The sequence below is a fragment of the Neobacillus sp. Soil_C_43 genome, from assembly GCF_057656715.1.
Genome location: NZ_JBDGJV010000024.1, coordinates 40,153 through 64,224 on the forward strand (window position 1 = coordinate 40,153; position 24,072 = coordinate 64,224).

A 24,072-nucleotide genomic window follows, 5' to 3' on the forward strand; every position below is an offset into this window, starting at 1 on the left:
ATCTTTGAAAAGAAAAAGGCAGGAATAATCCTCCCGCCTTCCAATCAATGAAACGATCTCCAAAATCCTCCAGCTTGATTAATGATGCTCTTCAATTCCTCAAAAGGAATTGTAAAAGTGGGGAATCCCGCAGCAAAGGCTGCAATTTCATAAGGCTTAAAGTAAATATTCAAACCTTTCTCATTAATAAAAAAGGGCTGGTCTTCATTAATTCCATGATAATCATCAGGTGTGATGTAGGAATATTGAGCATCAGTTTTGATTTTGTTCCCAATGAAGTCACCAATAATTTTTACGAACGGGCTCGCCTTCTTGAACAAATCTTTTAACTGATACATAGTACCGGTTTTAAGATTGATATGCGCGTATTTAGAAATGGGCATACCATGAGCCGCACAAGATACATAATCATACCCGGTAATTTCTATTACTAGTAAATCCTTTTGATAAAAAGGAAGCTCAAAATCACCATCATAGCTGGATTCCAACTGTGTATGGGACGGTACTGGCTTTACACCAGCAAGCTTTGCTAAGGCTGCATTCACGGCTGCCTGATTAGGAATCCCTCTTAGTTGTGGATAGTAAACTAAATAATCTTTATTGGGCCGATATTTTTGTTCTAAAATGAAGTACTGCTTGGTTAGGGGGATCACAGTGTTTTGCTTCCATATTAAATCACCGTTAAGACTAAAATATTGCAACCGCATATCGACTTCACTCTTAATCATTGTTTTCTCAACTTGCAATGTTCCACTCCCGTTAACCAATGGCAGGTGCTTCACTCGCCTTCCACTTTTATCAATAAAGAAAGTATGTTGGTCATCAGATACAGAAGCCACCCCTTCTTCAAAAGTAGTGATTTCATTAAAAATATAACCGGTTAAAATATGTCCATCAGAATCTCCCAGCGCATAAATAGACTTGATGCAGGGCTGTTCTTGCTGCCTTTCCTTACCAACCGCAAACCGATTTTCCCCTAGATTGATTAGATTATTGTAGTTTGGTTTAATAACAAAATGCCCTTTTTGATTGATTAATCCATAGCGTGCTTCGTTACCCTCAGACAAAGCAACGATGGCACGCCCTTCTATAAATGGTTCTGCATCAGTGAAACGGGGTTCTATGACGATCCTACCTTCTTCATCAATAAATCCAAATTTGCCATCTTCCGTTTTCTTGAACGATAGTAAACCTTGACCATAGTTACCGACAAATGCATATGGAAAGGACTTCAGCACCTTTCCAGTTAAATCAATTAACTGAAAGGTCCCTTCCTTCGTTTTTACAATTGCTTTTCCATCCTTAAATTCACTTGTAGAAACATAGAGTAGCGGAATGACTTCCTTACCTCTTTTGTTCAAGTACCCATAAACATACTGACCATGTTCATCCTCTATCGCCGCTGCAACGCGCCCTTCCTTATACTCGGGCATAATTACGGAATAGGCTCTTTCTGTAATTTCCTTGCCGCTTTCATCAATAACCTTAGTTCCTTGACGGTCATTAACAATGGCTCGGCCTTCTGAAAACGGCTGAATCGTATCGTATTTGGGTTTTACGATAATATATCCCTTTGAATCGATAACCCCTGCTTTGTCCAATAACCTTATGATGGCTAAACCATTGTCATGAAAATCCTGGGCTTCTTCATAAGCCGGAGGAAGAACGAATTTCCCTTTCGCATTAATATAGCCCCACTTGGTGCCTCCAACCTCTTTAATTGGCGCAGGAAAGAGGTAGACAGCCCTTTCTTCTTGAGGATTAGAGAGTGCTCGGATGGCTTTAGTAACTATCTCATTTGATAGCGGATAATAGAACCAATACTGGCCCGCATAGTTTTTTAATACATATAAATAAAGCTGTTGATGGTAACGGTACATTCCAAACACTTCATTTATTCCATCACCATCCAAATCATCAGATCGAAGGACATTCTGTAATTCTGATCCAGTGGGAAGGCAGGATTGAATCCATTTCACTAGTTGAAGATTACTTTCAAACATAACAACACACCCAGTTTACTTTTCTATATGTATATGAAAAAAGTAAACTGGGTGTTTATCTAGAGACTTTATAAATGCTCTTTTAGGTCATATTGTCGGAGAAGGCTTTCGATTTTGATTGCCTTACTAAGATCCCCTTTGATTTTTAATTTTCCCGTCATAAATGCCATGGTACCATTTAATTTCCCCAACAAAAATTTCTGAAAATCAGCTAATGACATCAATAAGGTACAATCAGCTGGTGGTTCGCTCTGTTCTTTTACAAGTGCCTTTCCAGAATCGATTTGCAGCTGATAAGCTCCCTCTTCTTCACCTTCAATCGTAAATTGATAGCTTGCTGAGACGCCCTCAATCGGAGTCGGATTTTCATTTAACACTGTTTCAATCAGCTTCATTAATTCAGGCAAAGAATACCCCTCAATTGCTTTGGCCATAGCTTGTTTAAGCCCCTCCTTAATTTTCAAATATAGTTTCATAATAATGGTAGCTACTTCCATTCCGCAACCTTTATTTCTAAATTTTCAGACTTATTAACCATAAAAATAAGCAACCCATAACAGGTTGCTCATTTCTTTAAGTTTAATGGCCTACATAATTAGCATCGGGAATCAGTTGCTTCCACTCTTCATAAGAAATAATGGTATCCCAATGACCGGTAAGTTTTGCAATACCTACGACTAAAATAAACATCACTAGGAAAGCGACAGGAATAAACCATTTGTTGACCTTTTTATTTACAACCGTCATATTTAACGTATCCTTAACAGGACAAGCTTCCACGCAGGACATACACGCCGTGCAGTTAAGTGAATTAACTACTTCCACCTTGTGGACCTTTAACCTCTGCGGGCATACCTTTGTACACATTTCGCAATTCGTGCAGGTCTCTTCATTTCTACGAATCTTTGTAATTCTAAATATGGAACCAAGACCAATTAATGCTCCATACGGGCAAAGGAAACGACACCAGAAGTTTTTAAAGAATAACGACAGAATAAAAATCACTGCAATAACGGTTAAACCTGTTCCGCCAATAGTTAAAAAGAATTGCAACATCTTTACATCAGAAACTTTATTATAATCCAACTCTAGGAAAGCTTTTGCACTATAGGTGGACATTTGTATGACCATACTCAAGAAGAACAAGAGCAATAAATATTTGATAGGTGATAAAAGCCATGCTAGCCACGTGGGAATTTCAAAATTCCTTTTAAATATCTTTTTTCCTAGCCTTGCCGTCCACTCACTAATCGTCCCAACAGGACAGAACCAGCTACAAAAGGATTTACGGAAGATGATTCCTGCTCCTACAAAAAAGGTAAATAGGACTAGACCTGCCGGGTGAATCTGATCGAATTCCCCATTATTAATCCAAACCTTTAATGCAACTAGTGCACTGATTGGCAAAAAGCCTTCAACCGCAGCAGGTCTTTCAACAAAGGTGGTTTCTCCAAGCGTTTCAAAGTACATATAAAAGCGGTAGAACTGCACACCTACATATAGTAAAAATAATAAAAAAACAGACTGAACCACATATCTTGTGATGGTAATGGGCTTTCGCTTCAACTGTTTTTTATACCATGCTTTTGATTTCATCACATTTCCTCCATTCTTCCATTACTTTTACTATAAAGAACGGTAAAAACAGGGTATGTGATATTAATCATCGAACTGTTTCATTTCATAAAGATGTCACATTAGCAACTTAATTCTGTCAAAAATGATTTTCACTATGTAAACGATTACCTTTATTTTTTTTAAAAAAAGGGTTGCAAAATTATTTAAAAATAATATAATTGCTTTATTCATATTTATTAGAATCTTTTAAAATTATTAAAATCGATGACGAGAAGAGTAGCTTAAATTTCTTGTACCTCAGAGAGCCGGCGGTTGGTGGAAGCCGGTGTCAGGAACTAAGTGAAAATCATCTCCGAGATGCAAGGCCCAAAATTGTAGTAAGCCTTTGCCGACCTGCCCGCCGTTAACATGGGACACGTATGATGGTACGTTGATCGAGAGCCGCAATTGCTTTTATTTATTGCGGAAGTAGGGTGGTAACGCGAGCTAGCTCGTCCCTATCCATAGGGGCGGGCTTTTTGTTTTGGATAAAAATTGTTTCAGAAAAAGGAGAGAGAAAGATGAAGAAGAAGGATACGTTATTTGTTGGTTTAATGCTATTTTCAATGTTTTTTGGTGCAGGGAACTTAATCTTCCCACCCTTTTTAGGAATGGGCTCTGGAACATCTTTCTGGCCGGCCATCACTGGATTTATTATTACCGCTGTGGGACTTCCACTGTTAGTTCTAATGGCTATTGCACTAGTAAAAGACGGCGTAAACACACTAGGCAGCCGGGTGCACCCATGGTTTGGTCCTATTTTTACCGTTGTCGTTTATTTATCCATCGGACCGTTCTTCGGTGTACCTAGAAATGCGAATGTTGCATTTGAAATGGGATTCAAACCTTTTCTCGGTCATGTTTCTGCTAGTCAATCCATGCTATTATTAGGTTTTACAGCAGTTTTCTTCTTGCTGGTTTACTTACTAAGCTTAAATCCATCTAAAGTCGTTGATTACATGGGCCGCTTTATTACACCAACCCTGTTATTATCCATTGTTGTCCTGTGTGTCACTGGTTTTTTAAAGTTAGATAAACCATTTCAAGCACCGGTAGAAAATTATCAATCTGCATCCCTTTTCAAAGGCTTTATCGATGGCTATTCAACAATGGACGCCTTAGCCGCCCTTGCCTTTGGGATTGTTGTTTTAACTACACTTAAACAAAAAGGTGTATCTAGCAAAAAAGAACTAACTTCTTATACAGTTAAAGCTGGCTTGGTTGCCGGTACAGCTCTTGCTCTTGTTTATGTCGCCATTGGTTTATTGGGTGCAAAAATGGCGGGTTACGGTACATTTGATAATGGAACGGCTATTCTTTCCTCCGCATCCACCCTATTGTTAGGCAACAGCGGAAAAGTCCTTCTTGGGGTCATTTTTACACTTGCTTGCTTTACCACCTGTGTCGGCTTAACTATTGCATGTGGTCAGTATTTTTCAAAGGTGGCACCGAAGCTTAGTTATCGATTAGTGGTTACCTTAGTTACAGTAGCAAGCTTTTTAATTGCCAATCTTGGATTAAACCAGATCATTACGATCTCTGTTCCATTCTTAGTTATGGCTTATCCGTTAACCATTGTTCTAGTTACACTTGCCTTTTTTCATCGTTTCTTCGGCGGTTCACAAAAGGTGTATGCCCTGTCCATGCTTTTTACTGGATTGGTTAGTTTGTATGATGGTTTAAAAATGTTTGGAGTAAAGATGAGTTTTTTAGAAACATTTATGAGCAGTTTACCATTTGCTTCTGTGGGCTTAAGCTGGGTTGTTCCTGCGCTCGTCGGCGCATTAGCTGGATTGGTTTGGGAAAAGATTCATCGCACTTCATCACCTAGCAAAGCACGTGATTTAGGGAAAGCTGCATAAGAAAATGCCAGTGGATTTAACAGCTCCACTGGCATTTTTTACTTTTCTGTAGAAAAAATAATATTATTCTGTTTACGTGCTTCTTCAGTGATACTAAGGACCATCTGACTCCAATTTTTCAACCGAGTATATTCCTCATCATTCTTCGTTTCAATGATCTTGGCAAAACTTAAACATTCATAAACCATGTTTTGTTCTTCTTGGTCCACACTCAAAATCTGACTGTCCTTCGAATGGCTATCGATAAATTTAATTTCTGAAATCGGTGCCGCATCTTCGAGTAAGAAGCTTCCCTTTTCGCCATGAATTTCACATGGAAGCTCTGAATGGGATATTTTAGAGCAAAGGATGGTACATACAAAACCTTCATATTCTAATACAAGTGTCCCGCTGCCATCCACTCCAGTTCTGAGTAACACGGCTTGATAGGTGACGTTCTTAGGCTCACCAAATAAGCAGACTGCTAAATAAAGTGGGTACACACCTAAATCAACAAGTGCTCCTCCAGAATAGGCAGCTGAGAAAATATTCGGTTCTTCTCCTTGTAAGAGTAAATCATAACGAGATGAATAACTGATATATGGTAACATCGCACTTCGCAGTGGCCCCGCCATTGCCAATTTTTCCTTAAGGATATGGAAATTAGGTGTATGAATATTACGGATAGCTTCTACTAAGTAAACGCCATTTTCCTCTGCCGTCTTGTACGCCATTTCCAATTCAGCCGAATTTGAAAAAATAGGTTTTTCACAGATAACATGCTTTTTATTTTTTAAGAAAGTTAGTGCTTGTTCGTAGTGAAGTGAATTAGGAGAGGCAATATAGACTGCTTGAATTTCTTCACTTTTGGCCATCTCCTCTAGATTTGTATAAAAATAAGCAGCCTGATGCTTGTCGGCCATCTGCTTCGCTTTCTCTTCTGTGCGTGAATGAACCCCTACTAACAGGAACTCCCCACTGAGTTTTGCTGCTTGGATAAAAGAGTCCGTAATCCATCCTGTACCAACTGTAGCAAAGTTAATCATCTTATTACCTCTTTCAATTATGTACTTTTCAACTTATCATTTTAACGCATTAAAGACCTGCTTACTAATTTTAAGAAAATATTTTTTTATTACCAATTAGTTTTGTGCAAGAATAGTTGGGAACAATGGAAAAATATCAGTATTTATGGTATTTATAGATAATAGATAATAGATAAGATGAAAGAGGTTGAAAAGGGTGGACAATCACACATCAAATTTTATTAAGGATATCATGATAAAAGATTTAGAATCCGGAAAGCACAATAAAATCGTCACTCGTTTCCCGCCAGAACCGAACGGTTATTTACATATTGGCCATGCTAAATCTATATTCATTAACTTTAGCTTGGCTGATGAGTTTAACGGGCTGACTAATTTACGTTTTGACGATACCAATCCGTTAAAAGAGGATATCGAATATGTAAACTCCATTAAGGAAGATGTTAAATGGCTTGGATTCGAATGGGATAACTTATTATTTGCATCCAATTATTTCGAAGAGATGTATAATCGTGCCGTTCTTTTAATTAAAAAAGGACTAGCCTATGTGGATGACTTGTCTGCAGATGAAATTCGTGAATACCGTGGAACATTGACAGAGCCAGGGAAAGACAGTCCTTACCGTACCCGTACTATTGAGGAAAACCTGGAGTTATTTGAAAAGATGCGTGCGGGTGAATATGATAATGGTCAAAAGGTTCTTCGTGCGAAAATTGATATGTCATCACCAAATATCAATTTACGTGACCCTGTTATTTACCGTATTGCGCATGCGACCCATCATAACACAGGTGATAAGTGGTGTATTTACCCGATGTACGCATTTGCTCACCCACTTGAAGATGCGATTGAAGGGGTTACTCACTCCATTTGTACGATCGAATTTGAGGATCAACGCCCTCTTTATAACTGGGTGGTTGAACAATGCGAAATGGAAAGCACACCACAGCAAATTGAGTTTGGCCGTTTGAATGTAACGAATACAGTTATGAGTAAACGTAAACTGAAGCAATTGGTCGAGGAAGGGTTTGTTGATGGCTGGGATGACCCACGTATGCCAACTATTTCTGGGATGAGACGCAAAGGTTTCACACCTGAATCGATTCGTGCGTTTGTTCGTGAAACTGGCGTTCATAAGGGTTCTGGTGCGGTTGATTCGCAAATGCTCGAGCATTTTGTTCGTGAGGATTTAAAATTAAAGGTACCACGTACGATGGGTGTCATTAATCCGTTGAAGGTGGTTATCACCAATTATCCAGAAGGTCAAATTGAATTGCTGGATGCGGAAATTAACCCTGAGAATCCTGAAATGGGTATGCGGAAAATCCCATTCTCTCGTGAAATTTATATTGAAAAAGACGATTTTATGGAGGAGCCTCCAAAGAAATACTTCCGTCTGTTCCCTGGCAATGAGGTCCGCCTCAAAAATGCATATTTTATTACCTGTCAGGAAGTCATTAAGGATGAGAATGGTGAAGTAGTCGAACTACGATGCACGTACGATCCTGAAACAAAGAGTGGAACAGGATTTACTGGAAGAAAGGTAAAAGGAACGATTCATTGGGTAGAATCTACTCATGCTGTTCCTGCTGAATTCCGCCTGTATGAGCCACTCATTTTAGATGCAGATAAGGATGAAAGTGATGAAGGAAAAACTTTCCTAGATCATGTCAATCCAAATTCCCTTGAGGTGTTACAAGGCTTCGTTGAGCCAAACATGAAGGAAAGCCGACCACAGGAAAAGTTCCAATTCTTTAGACATGGTTACTTTAACGTGGATCCGAAACATACGACAGTAGATAAGCTTGTGTTTAACAGAATTGTTTCGTTGAAGAGTTCATTTAAAATATAATATAAAGGCTGACTCCAAGATGTAAGGAGTCAGCCTTTTCTATTTGCTTATTAAAATTGGAACTTCTAAAATAATCTTTGTTCCCTTTCCAATTGATGAAACGATGGTTAGCTCACCGTTTACCGACCGGGCGCGCTCATCCATACTAAAATGTCCCACACCAGAGGACTGGTTATTCCTATCAAAGCCTACACCTTGATCTTCAATCATCACCCTGATATGGTCATCCATTTCTCTAATTGTCACCTTTGCCTCTGAAACTTCAGCATACTTTCTGATATTTGTTAATGCCTCCTGAATAATCCGATAAATCGTCAGCTCAATATTAATATGGAGGCGGCGATTTAAGACACAATCAAAATACACATCGATATTGTAATGATCAGAAAACCGAGAAAGGAAAGAACGAATCGCCGGCACTAATCCAAGGTCATCAAGGACTGATGGCCGAAGCTCCCACGAGATTTCACGAATCTCTTCAATTAATTGGGTCGCTTCTTTTTGCATTTGCTGAAGCAATGGATGGTCGAGTTCAGCCATTAAACGATTAATTGTAATTAGATGACTGTATAGGTTTTGTCCAATGCCATCGTGCAAGTTTCTGGAGAACCGCTTTCTCTCTTCCTCCTGCACATCAATAATCGTTGTCATCATCTTTTGAAGTTCCTGTTCTATCCTTTTCCTTGCCGTTACTTCATAGCGAATAGCTAAATATTGATAAGGCTTACCCTGCTCGTTTAAAAAAGGAACGATGGTCGTATCTACCCAATAATACTCACCATTTTTTGCCTTATTATAGATTTCACCCTTCCAAACGTTTCCGTTTCCGATAGTTCTCCACATCTCTCTGAAAAATTCCTTAGAATGATATCCAGAATTTAGGATTCGATGGTCATTGCCCATTAACTCTTCTCTAGAGTATTTAGAGATATGGCAGAATTTATCGTTTATATATGTAATAGTCCCCCGAGAATCCGTGATGGCTACGATCGAAGATTCATCAAGAGCAAACTTTATATCTACCAATTCCTGCATGGATTTTTTTAACTCTAATTCAAGGTCTGCTAGCTTGTCTGCAGGCTGGTCCATTTCTTTTTCCATAACTACCTCCTGCATCTATAATAGGATTTGGTCCTTTAATATCTGTTCCAAGGTTATTGCGGAATCATATACCTTTTGCTGTTCAACTTCAGTAAATACGGTTGATTCTCTATTTCCGATCAGCAATACCCCTTTTGGAACAGAATTAAAAAATAAAGGGACCGCGTAGGCGGATACAAGTTTTTCAGCAAGCATAATGGGATGATCGGTCACTTTTCCAAGGATGCCGTTTGGAAAATCAGTCATCATCATTGGACTGCCACTTGAGATAATTTTTCCAGCGATACCCTTTCCAAAACGAACGGTTATTCTTTTGTATTTCTCATTTAGATTGCCCGATGCATAATGCCATCTTACATCAGGACCCACTTCATTTTGTAGGGCCAAGGAAACAAAATCGCAATTAACCTCAGTCAATAGCTGATTACATACCTCAATCACCGCGGGAATTTCTTTTATCTCATTCATCTCACGTTATTCTCCTTATATGCCATAGCCTAACAACCCTTTTCTAACTGCATATTCCACCAGTTCAGGTCTCGTTTTCATCTGAAGTTTTTCCATTAATTTGCCTTTATGGGTCTCCACTGTTTTCACGCTGATGACAAGTTGTTCCGCAATTTCTTTATTGGCGTACCCTTTTGCTGTCAAGGTTAAGACTTCTTTCTCACGCTCAGATAAAAGATTATACGTATCGTTACCATCTTGTTTCATACTACTTAGATATTCTTCCATTAATCGCTTTGTTGCAGAAGGATGAAGATACGCATCCCCTTTTGCAACAGATTCGATGGCTGACATGAGCTCATCATGTGGGGCGCTTTTTAGAATACAGCCCGATGCTCCCCCTTGAATGGCACGAAATAGGTACTCTTCATCATCGTGCATCGTTAAGATTAAAATGTTGATCTCTGGCTTTTGCTTTTTTAATTCTGTCGTTGCCGACAGCCCATCTTTTCCATGAGGCATACTTAAATCCATGACTACCACATCTGGATTAAGCTTCAAGGCTTTTTTGATCCCTTCATTGCCTTCCGATGCTTCACCAATCACTTCCATTTCTGGATTTGTGTTTAGTAGCATTTTTAAGCCCATTCGAACTACGGCATGGTCATCAACCAGCAGGATTTTTATCACTCTTAGCTCCCCTTTATTCCCTATTTAATAACGGAAGAGATAGTTCTATACATGTTCCTTCTCCTATTTTAGAGGAAATGTTACACTGTCCGCCAGTTAGAAGCATTCTTTCTTTCATAGCTTCAAGCCCTGATGATGGATGATTTTCGTCTTGTTCCTCTGGTCGAAATCCTTTGCCATAATCATTAATGGTAATTTTTAACATATTTTCAAACCAAATAAAATTCATTTTCACATTGCTGGTATCTGCATATTTAGCAATATTCGCAAGCGCCTCTTGGCATACACGGAATACTGTAATACTCGTTTTCTCTGGAATGTCTTTCTCTTCACCTGTGGATTCTAGGTCTACAAGAATTCCAAAGGTGGAAGTATATAACTTAATATAGCTCTTCATTGCGGAAAGTAAACCGAGAGTGGTTAGGGTAGGCGGATGCAATTCCACAGACAGCAGCCTTATTTCCTGGATTGTCTTCTCTATCAACTGCGACATTTCGCGGACATAATTTTTCATGAACGGTTCGTTTGCACCTGTTTCAATAAACTGTAACCCGGTTAATATACTATACAGATTTTGTCCGACGCCTTCGTGCAGTTCCAAAGCGATTCGTTTAATTTCTTCTTCTTGTGACTGAATAATATATGAGCTGATCTGCTGCTGTTTTGATCTCAATTGATCCATTTTGCACCTCCTACTTTTCCTTATAAAAAAAGGCAGGTTCTTTTTAAAAGACCTGAACCTTTTTTACTGTATATGTTAAGCCGCTTTCCTGGTCAAATGCAGACCATTGATTCTCTGACTGACTTACCTCACTTGCTAACGGCACCGCGAGAAAATAGAAATCGTCAAAATAGTAACGAATATGAGTGCCATCTGGACAGTATTGCACTTTTTTCACTGTTTTTTTGACCGTTGGAGCTTGATCTCCACCCTCGGAGTCTTGAATGGCAATTTCAACAGGTACACCCACAAATCGTTCTACATCCTCTAACTTAATGAGTTCCACAGCTATTACACCCTCTCAATACAGGATAGATGAACATCTTATAGCCCTGAAGATACTCCCAAAATTTCTCGCCAGCATTTTCCTCGATGTACTGAATGGTTTCCTCCTCGGATGACCAATCACTCATCCCTTTAATTTCAGCCACAACCATTTCTGCTCCATCTATCTTTTTTTCTTCCAAAAACCAATTCAACCGTTTTTTTGCAAAGGTACTCTTCAATAACTCATCAATTTCTGTAATAAAATCGCCTGCTTCCGGACGGACGAAACAAAAATCTATATATGTTTCACTAGTCATTGACCTTCACACCTTTTTTATAAATGAGGATTGCGACTGGAAATAAGACCACGTTAATGACAGCAGCAATAATCGTATTTGTATAATTTTCGTAGAAATATTGATGAACCATATATTGTGTAAAAATAATATTGAGCATCAATACGGCTAGTAGAAATGCCACAGGGATATAACTACGCTTCATAACGCTTCACCCCCACGGCATAAACGGCACCGTTTTCTACTTTTACATAAATTTCAGGAAGCGGACGTCTAGGCGGACCGGCAATTGGCGCCCCCGTTTCTACGTCAAATTTACCATGGTGGCACGGACATAGCATTTCGCCTTCATCCTTTTTCCAAAACACAGGACAACGTAGATGTGTACAAGCATTTTGGTAGGCAACGTATTTTTTTTCAGACAGTCTGATTAAAATCGCGCTGTCATGTTCACCTGGGAATGCAAAGTCAACCGCATCTCCAATTGGTAAAGCCTTTACATCAACAATTTTCTGCTTTGGATATTTTTTGTCTCCTAGCCCATTCAATTCTTTTGCTGCTAACACTCCCCATGGAAGAGAGGAAACGGCAAATACTCCTGCAGCTCCAACCAATGTTTTCATAAATCCACGACGGTCTAATTTTCTTTCGTTATTGCGGTTTATATTATGAGTATAGTTATCTTCTTCGAACGGGATTTTATTATTCTTATCAGTCATGTTAATCCCTCCTAAAACAATTTAGTGACGCCCTGTAAAATACCAGGAAGATTCACTTTTACGTTTGTTTCGCCTTCTAAATAAGGCATGCTTGTTACCCACTTACCATTATCTAAATTAAACTGCTTTTGTTTTGCTTCAATTTCTTCATCGGTTAACCATTGAAGAGTATTAGATGGACACACACTCGCACACATTGGCGGGATGCCATCCTTTGTACGGTCAATACATAGATCGCACTTATACATTAAATTCTGCTCGGTATCAAACTTCGGTATACCGTATGGGCAGGCAATCGTACAGTTTTGACAGCCAATACACTTTTCCACAAGAGCCGATAGTACGGCACCTGTTTCGTGAATTTGAATGGCTTGTGCCGGGCAGCTTCTTGCACATGCTGGATTCACACAGTGAAGGCACATAAGAGGCATCGTTTGACGGTTAACAAGCGGGTTCACATCGTAAACATAGTTACGGTTACGTTCCTCATGTCCTCCGCACTGTGTACAAGCCGCCAAACAGGAGCGGCATCCTATACAGTTTTCAAGTTCTAAATATAGCCTCTTTTTCATTTACTGCACCTTCTTCATTTCTAGTTTTTCAATCTGTGCGGCACACGCTTTGAATTCCGGCATCCGAGAAATTGGATCAAGAGCCGCAATGGTTAAGAGATTAATAGATTTATCGTGACCGAAATGGTATGGAACAAATACCGTATCTTTTCTAATGGCTTCCGTAATTTTCACTTTATATTCTGCTTTGCCTCTACGAGTAAAAAGAAGAACATATTCTTCATGCTCGATCTTGTATTTAGCTGCTGTTTCTGGATGTACTTCTACATATGGCTCTGGACACATATCACGTAAAAATTGAATTCGGCGTGTTTGATTTCCAGATAGATAATGATACACCACACGGCCTGTTGTTAAGCGAAGCGGATATTCTTCACATGGCTCTTCAGCAGGTGGACGGTAAGGTAGGGCACAAATTTTTGCTTTCCCATCTGGATGATAGAATTTCTTATCTAAGAACATATGTGGAGTTCCTTTGTCATTTTCATCTTTACAAGGCCAAAATACACCATCTTGCTTTTCAATCTTATCCCATGTGGCACCATAATAATCTGCATAGCCACCTTTTGATGCTAAGCGGAACTCATCGGCTACATCTCTTGCTGTTTTTAAATGAGAGAAATACTTTCCTCTTCCAAGGCGCTCCGCAAGTTCTACCTGCATCTGCCAGTCTGGCTTTGATTCACCAATTGGCTCTTGTGCTTTATTAATCTTGATAATACGGCCTTCAATATTTGTTACTGTCCCTTCGTCCTCAGACCAAGTCACACTTGGGAGAATAACATCGGCGAATTCAGCTGATTCTGAAAGGTAGAAATCTGCACAAACCATAAAGTCCAAGCCTTTCATCGCTTTACGAACAAAGTTTAAGTTTGGTGCAGATACAGCTGGGTTTGAACAAAGTAGATACAACCCTCGGATTGTTTTTTGCTCCATTAATTCAAACATTTCATATGCTGAAACACCTGGTTTTGGCATTTCATCCGGTGTGATTCCCCAAACCTGGCACACTTCTTCAACGTGTTTTGGATTAGTAAGTTTACGATAGCCAGGAAGTAAATCTGACTTCTGTCCATGCTCACGTCCACCTTGACCATTCCCCTGACCTGTAAATGTCGCGACACCTGATTTTGGACGGCCAATTTTCCCAGTGACAAGCGCCATGTTTGTGTAGGCTGATACATTATCCACACCCTTATGCTGCTGCTCGATTCCACGAGCAAACATGACAACAGCATTTGGTGCCTTACCGTAAATTTCAGCTGCACGAATAATCTTCTCTGGAGCAACACCAGTAATCTGACTTGTATATTCAGGAGTGAATTCTTTCACTAATTCTTTTGTTTCTTCAAAACCATTTGTATGTTTGTTAACAAATTCTTCATCTGCAAAACCATTTTGTATTAATAAATTTAAGATTCCGTTCGCAAGTGCTAAGTCTGTTCCTGGTCTTAAGTCCAAATGAACATCTGCTCTTCTCGCAATTGGTGTTTCACGAGGATCAGCTACAATTAAGTAACCACCTCTCTCTTGTACATGCCAAACACGGAACATCGAAGTCGGATGGCATTCAGCCGTGTTACTTCCCGCAATAAACAAGCAATCTGTTTCGTGGATATCTGTCCATGGTAGTGTCGAACCACGATCCACTCCGAAAGAACGAAGGAAGCCACCTGCCGCACTAGACATACAGAATCGGCCATTGTAGTCAATATAACGTGTTTGCATAGCAACACGAGCAAATTTTCCGGTTAAATAACATTTTTCATTGGTCATGGATACACCACTGAAAACAGATAATGTATCTTTCCCGTAGTTTTCTTGTAGCTCGCCGAACTTTTTCGCAATTAAATCATAAGCTTCATCCCAAGTTGCTTCCCGGAAACCTTCTTTTGTACCCTTTAAAGACGCATCGTCTCTAATTAATGGTTTTAAGATCCGATCATCATGATTTGTTTGTTGGTAAGCCGTTACCCCTTTAGGACACATCTTTCCAACCGTTACCGGCCAATCATAACGTGGTTCAACCCCAATAATCTTGTTTGTTTTTGTATTTACACGTAAATTCATCCCGCATTGCATTCCACAATAGCTGCAGTGTGTTTTTACGAGCGTTTCATTTGGATGACGTACATTTTCTATTTCTTTAAAAAACTTATCCCTTTGCATTCTGATTTGCCTCCTTGACCTTCACTTGGTGCGTTGCGAATCCTGAGAATCTTGAAATACGATATTTTCTACGACATGGAAGACATAATTCTGCAAGATTGAAGCCATCCTTCATATCGAATTCCATCTCATTGACTCCCAATACTTGGATTACATCGTTTGATTGTTCAACTGATACAAACTTCTCTCCGCATACCTTACATTCTTTCATATGTTGTTCTCCATAATGTTCACGGTAGTTTCTTGCAAACACGCTCATTGGACGGAAAGGAATATGAGCAAGCTTTCCAAATGGCAGGTAGATTAAAGTAACTATGACTGAGAATTGGTGAATGATTGACATCTGTGGCTGCATCCAGCCATGTAGAAATACGTTTTGGACTGTTAATAAAAGTCCAGTAATGGAAATAAACAATAATAGATACAGGGGCAAGAAATCATACATAAACTTTTGTTCCGCTCTTGCTTGCATATTTCTCATACGGCGGTAAAGAGCCATACAAACACCGGCCGTAACCATAATCGCTGCAATATTTAACGCATTATAGGATAACCAGCCGATGATTCCATCTGCCTTAACCTGCATAATATTCATTCCGAATAACACAATTGTATAGTAGCCATTGTCTTCCATTGTGAAGTACATCCAGCTAAAGACGAGTGGGAAAGTGACAAGGCAAGCAAGCACACAGCCCCATCCAATTAAAATATGCTGAACCCAGCGGTAAATTCCCCGGTTGCGGATGAAATCATAAATCGCTAAATGGCTAACAGCCGTTTTAGGTGTGCTTTTTCTAAAAATGAGCTTCAAACCCTTTTTAATAAAGATTTTAGTTGGTGGTCTTTCGCCCCAAGCAATAAATCGGTAGAAGAAACCGCCGATAAATACGATCGTTCCAATCATATATCCATATAGATTTAAGTCGACATGTGTAAACATTCTTGTGCCGATAAAGGTTAAAATCACAAGTCCGACAACCGTTAAAAACATTGATTTAGCAAAATGTGATGCAAATGCATCATTGACCGAACGTCCTTGGTTTTTAGTCGTTGAGATATTCGCTTGCATTTGGAGTTCCTCCTATAAAAAAAATAACACTTCCGTTTTCTTACTCTAATTGTAAGAAAAACAGCAGTGTTATCTATATAGGGGAACTCCCCTATCATGGGGGGAAAAAACCCCTAGTTATTCAATTTTAGACAAAAGTCTGTCACAAAGAAGAATTATCGCTCTCGAAGAAGATATTTTTTCCTCCAAGAATAAATTAACAAGATCAATCCAAATAACATTTGCACTGTGAATAAAGTTGCATCCCAAAATGGAAGAGAGGTCGGCCCTTCCAAGTAGCCTGGCATAACCCTTTTCACGGCAAACAATAATTGTGGAACATAAAAAACAACATATAAGCTGAGCGTTAGAACTACGCCAATGAAATAAAAAATGGAGTAGGTGAAGATCATCCTTCTTTCCCCTTCGAAAACAACTTCTTCCGTTTTCTGGGATTTAAGAAAAGGATACCATCTTTTAATCATCTGTTGGGCATTTTCCATCAAGTTATAACAGCCAGTTACATTTTCAAAGAAGTAATATAAATCGGTTTTCATGTAAATACAGCATTGATATACGAGACGAATAAAGGTATCTAATACTACGAGCGACATGATACTCAGGAAAATCCCTGATCCATTTGTAAAAATCACCTGACTAAGTAAGGCAGCGAAGAGAATAACCATATCAAAACAAAGACCAGCCAGATATAAAACATTTCGATCTTTAGATGGCAGTTTCCAAACTGAAGACATATCTGTCTCAAGGACGACCAATATTAACCTGTGGCCAACTTCTAATCTAGTAGTGAGATTATTTGCCCTCATTGCTAGAATATGACCAAATTCATGGATAAGCACGGTACAAAATGTCACCACAAGCCACGTTATGATATTTAATACCATGTAATCAAATATGAAGATATCCCTGTAGTGTGGGAAAAGATTTGGATTGTTTATTAACAAGAACACATTAATAATGAATAAACCAACATAGAAAATCATTGCCGTCTTATTAAAAAAGAATTTCCCTAGTATAGGTGAAATCCACTGGAAACCCAAATGTTCTTTTTTCTTCTCTGGTAAAATTACTTTTACTCCGTCAATTTCAGCAATGAGCTGAAGCTGTAGCAGCTGTTCAGCAAAATCAATGAGGTCTACTTCTTCGTTTGGATATTCTTCCTTAAGTGAGTGCTCGATACTCCCTAAAGATTCACGATTATTTATCAGAGTAATAGCATCAATACAAATCTTCGGCAATTCATAGTACTCGCCGGAATTTATATCTTCTATTATATAGTGTTTTTTCTCTTCCCTAATTTCAATGGTGACTAATGTAAGAATTGAACTAAGTGTAATCTCCATTTTAACACCGTTCCTAACTAGGATTCTATAAATAAAAACAGGATACTATGAATATTGCTAGCATCCTGTAAAAAACTTATCCCCAAAAACAAATCCAACAACCCGTCACCTTAATCTTTTTTAATTTACGAATTTTCAAGGAAATCACCTCCTTAAATTAGTTGCTTACTTAACAATAGCATTTTCTACATTTATCTCTTTAACAGATTTATCATGGAGTTTTTTCCATACTGGATAAGTCTTTTGAAATAAATCCACTAATTCAGGATCAAACTGGGTGCCTCTACCATCTACTATCCGTTTGTAAGCTTCATCAACGGATAATGCGTTTCTATAGGATCGATTGGATGTCATTGCATCAAAGGCATCTGCTACCGCTGCAACTCGGGCAAGGAATGGAATGTCATCACCTTTTAATTGGTCTGGATACCCCTTACCATCCCAACGTTCATGATGTGAGCGAATAACTTCAATACTACTATTTAATTGAATAACTTTTGAAACTGCTTCAGCTCCCACATTAGTATGAGATTTAATAATTTCATATTCTTCTGTTGTAAGCTTCGTAGGTTTCATTAAGATTTGATCTGGTATATGAATCTTCCCAATATCATGAAGTAGACAAGCAAATTCAAATGACTTTAACTCTTCTTCCGAATATCTCTCAGTGGCTCTTGCTAGTTCAAGAGCATAGCTCGCCACACGTTCACTATGGCCCCTTGTATAAGGGTCTTTAAGCTCAAGAGTAGCTATTACTCCCTTTACAATACCAGTAAGCTGTTGATCATACGATGCTTTTATTGCATTTACATAGGCTTGAAAACGGGATAATAGGACAAATGAGAATACAGATAACGTACTCACTAATAAAATTGCTAGGTATACTATTGGGGGTTTGATAACTAATCCAATAAAAACATATTTCAAAAGTAATCCAACTGAAGCAACTATCATAAATGGCTTACTTACAAAAATAGGTGATAGTAATAGCCAGTAAATCTCTCCTGCACTACCACCCTTATAGACATCTGCGTGACCACTATAAGTAATGATTTCGTTTATAATTGTGATTAGTATATAACTACTAAAATAGATATATTTTACATAGTAAGATTTTTGCTTTTTTATAAGGTGTTGCGCTACTGGGATTAATGCAAACATAAATAAATATACCCAGTAAAATATTTTCCCTGTTGTATCATCTTTAGGTGTGAGGAAATTATAAACTATATCAAAGGATATAGTTATTATATAAAATAAAATTAAAAACCATTTTAACGTCTGGGCCTCTTCATTTCTTATGTTAGGATCTATCAATTTTTTCATTAGTAAACCTCTCATAAAGGTAGTCATAGTTTTAATAAAATAAATCTCACTAAATACAGATACTTTTTTGACACTTTCCTACATTATAAAACATTTACATTCATTTAAATACAAGGAAATTAACAAGATTTATGTATAAAATAGAAATATTTTATCGAAAATTGTATAATATTACCACTTATTCTGTATCTCTTTACCTCTTATGGATAATGAGTAATGGGTAAAATCACTTCCACAGATGTCCCTTTTTCAGGTTCACTTTGGATATTAAGTTCTCCAAAGTGTTCTTTAACTATTTGATTAGTTACCATTAATCCTAGTCCCGTACCATCTTCTTTTGTCGTAAAAAACGGTTCTCCTAAGTTAAGAATGTTCTCATCCTTAATTCCGCAGCCTTCATCTTGAATAGAAATATACATTTTCTGTTTTTCTACAACTTTTACATTTATTTTTATACATCCTCCTTCAGGCATTGCTTCGATAGCATTTTTTATTAAATTCAAGAATACTTGTTTTAGTTGTTTACTATCACAATCAATCGGCGGTAAAGGCCCAGCTATGATTGTTTCAACTGTAATTCCTTGCCTCTCAGCATGTTGTTGGGTGATTGATAGGGTATAAGCGATAATTTCCTCAATACTAGCTTTTTCGAATTTGACTGCTCTAGGTTTTCCAATGTACATCAAATCATTAACAATTGAGTTAATACGATCTATTTCTTGGATCATGATGGGATAGAAATCGTTTGTATTTGGGTATCTTTCTTGCTGTAGTTGGGTAAATCCTTTTAGAGATGCAAGAGGATTACGTATTTCATGACCAATCGCTGCAGCCATTTGTCCAATAACAGCTAACTTTTCTTTTTTGCGAAGTTCATCGTGTACATTGGTTAAGGATTTTATATACGAGTAAAACCGTATCAGCATAACATATGCAATTCCTGATAAAATTAAATATATAATTATAGAAATGAACACCTGTAGATCCTGCAGAATCAATCCTAAGATTATATATTTACCTATCATCCCTAAAGAAACTGTCCAAAAAAACCTTTTGCTCACAAAAATCGGGCAAAAGAGGACAAATAAAACCTCTATAATATGCCCACTGGTATAATGTTTAGGATTACCTATGTAGATTAGTAAAGTGTTAAAAAAATCTATACCTAAATAGCTGTAGATATAAATATATTTTACTAGATAGAGATTTCCTTTCTTAACAATCCATATCGTTATTGGTAAAAGGATCAGTAATAAAACATAGATCCAAACACCTAACCCTTCCCCAGGACTTCCCATTTTTTCACTCTTAAAGGTCCTAGGTAGTATATAGTATGTAAGAATATCAAAAGAAAAATAAACTATATAAAACGACCACAAAAATAGCTTTACTGCTTTCCTTTCTTCTAATATTAATTGCGGATTCTTGATGCTTTCTTTCATTTTGTTACTCCCTCAAGATAAATATAGTTCAATCATACTTAATTCTATTTTATCATCTTTCCTCCAATAATTTGACAATAAGTTCAAAAATCATTGCTAAATTTCGACATTTTTCGATTATATGTAACAAAAGGACCTGCATTCCATTGCAGGTCCTCTTCATATTAATTTTATAGGGTAATTAACTTGATAATTAATATCTTTACTTCTGATGAATTGGTAATATGATATTCACACTTGTGCCCTTTTTTGGTTCACTTTGGATGTTCAATTCACCTGAATGTTCTTTAATTATTTGATTGGTCACTAATAACCCTAACCCTGTTCCTTCCTTTTTCGTTGTGAAAAACGGTTCACCTAGTTTAGGAATGTTCTCATCCTTAATTCCATAACCTTCATCCTGGATGCAGATGAACATTTTCTGTTTTTCAACCTTTACTTTTATGTTTATTCCTCCTCCTTCAGGCATTGATTCGATAGCATTTTTAATCAAATTTAAGAATAGCTGTTTTAGTTGTTTACTATCACAATCAATCAGAGGTAACGAACTAGCTATGATGGTTTCGACTGTAATCCCTTGTCTTTCAATTTGATGCTGGGTGATTGATAGAGTATACGATATAATTTCCTCAATACTAGCCTTTTCAAAACTGACAGTCCTAGGTTTACTAATGTACATTAAATCATTAACAATAGAATTTATCCGGTCAATTTCCTGAATCATAATGGGGTAGAAATCATTTGTATTTGGATATTGTTCCTGTTGAAGCTGTGTAAATCCCTTTAGTGATGATAGAGGATTACGTATTTCATGCCCGATAGTTGCAGCCATTTGCCCAATAATTGCTAACCTTTCTTTTTTTAGGAGTTCATCATGAACTCTTGTTAAAGATCGAATATATGAATAAAACCGAACTAAGATAACATAAGCAATTCCTGTTAATATTGCATAAATAACTGTCGGAATAATTACTTGAATATCCTGTAAGATAACGCCTAGAACAATATACTTGCTAATCATTCCCAATGTAACGGTCCAAAAATATTTTTTACTTACAAAAACCGGACAAAAAAGAACAAATAAAACTTCGACTATGTGTCCACTTGCAAATGGTTCTGTACTTCCTAAATAAATTTTTAGTGAATTAATAAAATCTAAACAAACATAACTATAGAAATAGATGTATTTTACTAGATATATGTTGCCCTTTTTAATAATCCATATGGCAATAGGTAAAATAGCAATAATAAACAAATAAATCCAAAAGCCTAATCCTTCTTCTGGATTCCCAACCTTATTATTTTTTAAAGAGTTTGGTAATAAGTAATAAGTAAAAAGATCAAATGAAAGATAAACAATATAAAATAACCATATGAATAATCTTACTGCTTTCTTCTCTTCCACAATTAATTGGGGGCTATTGATGTAGTCTTTCATTGTGCGACTCCCTTAAATTCTATATATTTCTTTTAAACTTAATTTTATTCTATCATTATCCCTCAAATTATTTTAGGATTAATCTAATAAAAATCACTAAAATTCGACATTTTTTCGATTAAATTCCACAAAAAAACCTGCAAACAATTGCAGGTCCTTGTCTTTTTATAACAATTAACTTACTTTTCTCATGTGGTTACTAGAGATGTTCAAGGTTGAGTGCTGACGCCCGTATCCAAAGTACACAAACAATCCGATTACGAGCCAAATGCCAAAGCTGATCCAAGATACTGCTGGCAGCTGAAGTGCTAGATATCCACAGAATACGAATGCTAGAATCGGAATGTATGGAACAAATGGTACTCGGAAGCCCGTTTTTGGTGCTTGTTTATTTTTACGAAGGTATAAGATTCCAATTGAAACTGTCATAAAGGCAAATAATGTACCCATATTTACCAGCTCCGCCAGTCTTCCTAGTGGGACTAAACCAGCAAAGAAAGAAACTAATAAACAAGTAATCCAAGAGTTAACTGTTGGAGTTTGCTTCTTCTTATCAACCTTTGAAAAAACCTTTGGTAACAAACCATCACGGCTGATTGCATAAAATAGGCGAGTTTGGCCATAAAGCATAACAAGCAATACAGTTGTGATACCTGCAATAGCTCCTAGTGAAATGAAGCCAGCCACCCAATCTTGATGGATGTAGTTAAGAGCAAAGGCAACAGGGTTTTTCACGTCAAGCAGTTGATAAGGGACAATTCCCGTCAAAATAGCAGAAACAATGATATAAAGAACAGTACATACTAACAATGAAGCAATAATTCCTATTGGCATGTTTTTCTGCGGATTTTTTACTTCCTCCGCTGCAGTAGATACCGCATCAAAGCCAATATAGGCAAAGAATACTGTTGCTGCACCCGTTGTTACACCAGAAAAACCAAACGGCATAAATGGAGTCCAGTTTCCTGGCTTCACATACCATACACCAACACCAATAAATAAAAGTACGACAACTAACTTAATAATTACCATAATCGTGTTAAAACGAGCTGATTTTTTTACACCTTGTGTTAAAAGTAGAGTAATAACAAAAACAATAATAATAGCTGGAACATCAATAAATGTCCCGTTTGCTGGATCGTAAGCACTGGTTAAGGCTTTGGGAAAATGAATTCCAAAACCTGCAAGCAATCCTTGAAAATAACCAGACCATCCGCTCGCAACTGCAGATGAAGCGAGTCCATATTCTAAAATTAAATCCCACCCTAAGATCCAGGCAATGAGCTCTCCAAAGGTAGCATAACTATACGTATACGCACTCCCTGATACAGGAACAGTTGAAGCGAATTCCGCATAACAAAGTGCAGCAAATACACATGCCAACCCAGATAAAATGAAGGAAAGGATTAATGCAGGCCCTGCATGTTCAGCAGCCGCGACTCCTGTTAGAACAAAGATTCCCGTACCAATAATTGCCCCGATACCAAGCATAGATAAATCAAAGGCTCCTAGTTCCTTTTTTAAGGTCACATCTTTTTGACCAGCTTCTTGAATAAGAGCCTGAATCGACTTCTTTCTAAATAAATTCATAGGTAAAATCCCCCTGGAAAAAACTAATTAAATTTTCCGAAAAAACATTTAAAAAATCTATATCGAAATAATATATTTATTTTACACAAAAAGCAATATATTTTGAAAAATAAAATAATTTGAAAATAATTCCTTGTAAATTAATTACATCAATATCTAAAACGCCAAAATTATTATTCTAGTAGATTAAAATACTTTTTATATGTAAATTATCGTTAATTATCCTTATGTTTTCCTTTAAAGACTCTGACCTTATTACTTATATAACAAAACATTAGCACCATCTGAAACCATACAAGTTGTTAGAATTTGTTTTGTCTTCCGATAAATGTTACTGCTTTATCCTTCTACTCTGTCAGTAGTAGACGTAGGAGCCGCCTACGTCGACTTTCTTGCTTTCTCTTAAGTGAAAAGTAGACGTAGGAGCCGCCTACATCGACTTTCTCGCTTTCTCTTAAGTGAAAAGTAGACGTAGGAGCCGTCTACATCGACTTTCTTGCTTTCTCTTAAGTGAAAAGTAGAC

The 24,072-nt window shown here is 37.5% G+C and carries 22 protein-coding genes and 1 other annotated feature; of the genes, 2 read left to right on the forward strand and 20 right to left on the reverse strand.

The features are described 5' to 3' along the window. Positions 1-44: 44 nt before the first annotated feature. From AC3A54_RS23000 to AC3A54_RS23010, 3 genes are all read right to left on the reverse strand, one after another. Positions 45-2,003, reverse strand: a complete 1,959-nt coding sequence (locus tag AC3A54_RS23000; protein ID WP_487656345.1) for a WG repeat-containing protein — start codon at positions 2,001-2,003, stop codon at positions 45-47. 68 nt (positions 2,004-2,071) lie between these two features. Continuing rightward, on the reverse strand, positions 2,072-2,437 hold the full coding sequence (locus AC3A54_RS23005; RefSeq protein WP_487656346.1) for an SCP2 sterol-binding domain-containing protein: 366 nt from the start codon (positions 2,435-2,437) through the stop codon (positions 2,072-2,074). 145 nt (positions 2,438-2,582) lie between these two features. Continuing rightward, a complete protein-coding gene (locus AC3A54_RS23010; RefSeq protein ID WP_487656347.1) occupies positions 2,583-3,599 on the reverse strand; it encodes a 4Fe-4S binding protein in 1,017 nt (338 codons plus the stop codon). A gap of 237 nt (positions 3,600-3,836) precedes the next feature. Next, positions 3,837-4,083, forward strand: a binding site (T-box leader). A gap of 58 nt (positions 4,084-4,141) precedes the next feature. On the opposite strand from AC3A54_RS23010, the gene brnQ reads away from it, so the two are divergent. Continuing rightward, positions 4,142-5,482, forward strand: a complete 1,341-nt coding sequence (gene brnQ, locus AC3A54_RS23015) for a branched-chain amino acid transport system II carrier protein (RefSeq protein ID WP_487656348.1) — start codon at positions 4,142-4,144, stop codon at positions 5,480-5,482. Between the two features lie 38 nt (positions 5,483-5,520). On the opposite strand, the gene AC3A54_RS23020 is transcribed toward brnQ, so the two are convergent. Beyond that, the gene (locus AC3A54_RS23020) at positions 5,521-6,504 is read right to left on the reverse strand and encodes a Gfo/Idh/MocA family protein (protein ID WP_487656362.1); all 984 of its coding nucleotides are present in this window, start codon (positions 6,502-6,504) and stop codon (positions 5,521-5,523) included. A 199-nt stretch (positions 6,505-6,703) separates the two neighbouring features. On the opposite strand from AC3A54_RS23020, the gene AC3A54_RS23025 reads away from it, so the two are divergent. Further along, positions 6,704-8,359, forward strand: a complete 1,656-nt coding sequence (locus tag AC3A54_RS23025) for a glutamine--tRNA ligase/YqeY domain fusion protein (RefSeq protein ID WP_487656349.1) — start codon at positions 6,704-6,706, stop codon at positions 8,357-8,359. 39 nt (positions 8,360-8,398) lie between these two features. Here AC3A54_RS23025 and AC3A54_RS23030 read toward each other — a convergent pair whose 3' ends face one another. The 16 genes from AC3A54_RS23030 to bcaP form a co-directional block, all read right to left on the reverse strand. Further along, positions 8,399-9,460: a PAS domain-containing sensor histidine kinase gene (locus AC3A54_RS23030; RefSeq protein ID WP_487656350.1), complete on the reverse strand. Its 1,062-nt coding sequence runs from the start codon at positions 9,458-9,460 to the stop codon at positions 8,399-8,401. Positions 9,461-9,475: 15 nt separating this feature from the next. Next, positions 9,476-9,928, reverse strand: a complete 453-nt coding sequence (locus tag AC3A54_RS23035; RefSeq protein WP_487656351.1) for a GAF domain-containing protein — start codon at positions 9,926-9,928, stop codon at positions 9,476-9,478. Between the two features lie 15 nt (positions 9,929-9,943). Further along, positions 9,944-10,597: a response regulator gene (locus tag AC3A54_RS23040; RefSeq protein WP_335548626.1), complete on the reverse strand. Its 654-nt coding sequence runs from the start codon at positions 10,595-10,597 to the stop codon at positions 9,944-9,946. A gap of 13 nt (positions 10,598-10,610) precedes the next feature. Then, entirely contained in the window at positions 10,611-11,279 is a 669-nt protein-coding gene (locus AC3A54_RS23045; RefSeq protein ID WP_487656352.1) for a sensor histidine kinase, read from the reverse strand. Between the two features lie 43 nt (positions 11,280-11,322). Then, positions 11,323-11,604: a hypothetical protein gene (locus AC3A54_RS23050; RefSeq protein WP_309866731.1), complete on the reverse strand. Its 282-nt coding sequence runs from the start codon at positions 11,602-11,604 to the stop codon at positions 11,323-11,325. Continuing rightward, positions 11,591-11,902: a hypothetical protein gene (locus AC3A54_RS23055; RefSeq protein ID WP_487656353.1), complete on the reverse strand. Its 312-nt coding sequence runs from the start codon at positions 11,900-11,902 to the stop codon at positions 11,591-11,593. The genes AC3A54_RS23050 and AC3A54_RS23055 overlap by 14 nt, the downstream gene beginning before the upstream one ends. Then, positions 11,895-12,086 carry a hypothetical protein gene (locus AC3A54_RS23060; RefSeq protein ID WP_335548629.1) on the reverse strand — a complete coding sequence of 64 codons (192 nt, stop codon included), beginning with the start codon at positions 12,084-12,086 and terminating at the stop codon, positions 11,895-11,897. Before AC3A54_RS23060 ends, AC3A54_RS23055 begins: the two co-directional genes overlap by 8 nt. Further along, positions 12,076-12,600 carry a Rieske 2Fe-2S domain-containing protein gene (locus AC3A54_RS23065; RefSeq protein ID WP_335548630.1) on the reverse strand — a complete coding sequence of 175 codons (525 nt, stop codon included), beginning with the start codon at positions 12,598-12,600 and terminating at the stop codon, positions 12,076-12,078. The genes AC3A54_RS23060 and AC3A54_RS23065 overlap by 11 nt, the downstream gene beginning before the upstream one ends. A gap of 11 nt (positions 12,601-12,611) precedes the next feature. Beyond that, complete coding sequence (locus AC3A54_RS23070) at positions 12,612-13,172, reverse strand: 4Fe-4S dicluster domain-containing protein (RefSeq protein WP_007086371.1); 561 nt, start codon at positions 13,170-13,172, stop codon at positions 12,612-12,614. Further along, positions 13,173-15,341 (reverse strand): molybdopterin oxidoreductase family protein, encoded by a 2,169-nt coding sequence (locus AC3A54_RS23075; protein ID WP_487656354.1) that lies wholly within the window; start codon positions 15,339-15,341, stop codon positions 13,173-13,175. Continuing rightward, positions 15,328-16,410: a hypothetical protein gene (locus AC3A54_RS23080; protein WP_487656355.1), complete on the reverse strand. Its 1,083-nt coding sequence runs from the start codon at positions 16,408-16,410 to the stop codon at positions 15,328-15,330. Before AC3A54_RS23080 ends, AC3A54_RS23075 begins: the two co-directional genes overlap by 14 nt. Before the next feature lie 155 nt (positions 16,411-16,565). After that, on the reverse strand, positions 16,566-17,753 hold the full coding sequence (locus AC3A54_RS23085; protein ID WP_487656356.1) for a hypothetical protein: 1,188 nt from the start codon (positions 17,751-17,753) through the stop codon (positions 16,566-16,568). A gap of 165 nt (positions 17,754-17,918) precedes the next feature. Next, positions 17,919-19,079 (reverse strand): HD-GYP domain-containing protein, encoded by a 1,161-nt coding sequence (locus tag AC3A54_RS23090; protein WP_487656357.1) that lies wholly within the window; start codon positions 19,077-19,079, stop codon positions 17,919-17,921. A 200-nt stretch (positions 19,080-19,279) separates the two neighbouring features. After that, entirely contained in the window at positions 19,280-20,521 is a 1,242-nt protein-coding gene (locus tag AC3A54_RS23095; protein ID WP_487656358.1) for an ATP-binding protein, read from the reverse strand. A gap of 202 nt (positions 20,522-20,723) precedes the next feature. Next, positions 20,724-21,959, reverse strand: coding sequence for an ATP-binding protein (locus tag AC3A54_RS23100; protein ID WP_487656359.1), 1,236 nt, complete (start codon positions 21,957-21,959; stop codon positions 20,724-20,726). A gap of 174 nt (positions 21,960-22,133) precedes the next feature. Beyond that, complete coding sequence (gene bcaP / locus AC3A54_RS23105; RefSeq protein WP_487656360.1) at positions 22,134-23,549, reverse strand: branched-chain amino acid transporter BcaP; 1,416 nt, start codon at positions 23,547-23,549, stop codon at positions 22,134-22,136. Between the last annotated feature and the right edge of the window lie 523 nt (positions 23,550-24,072).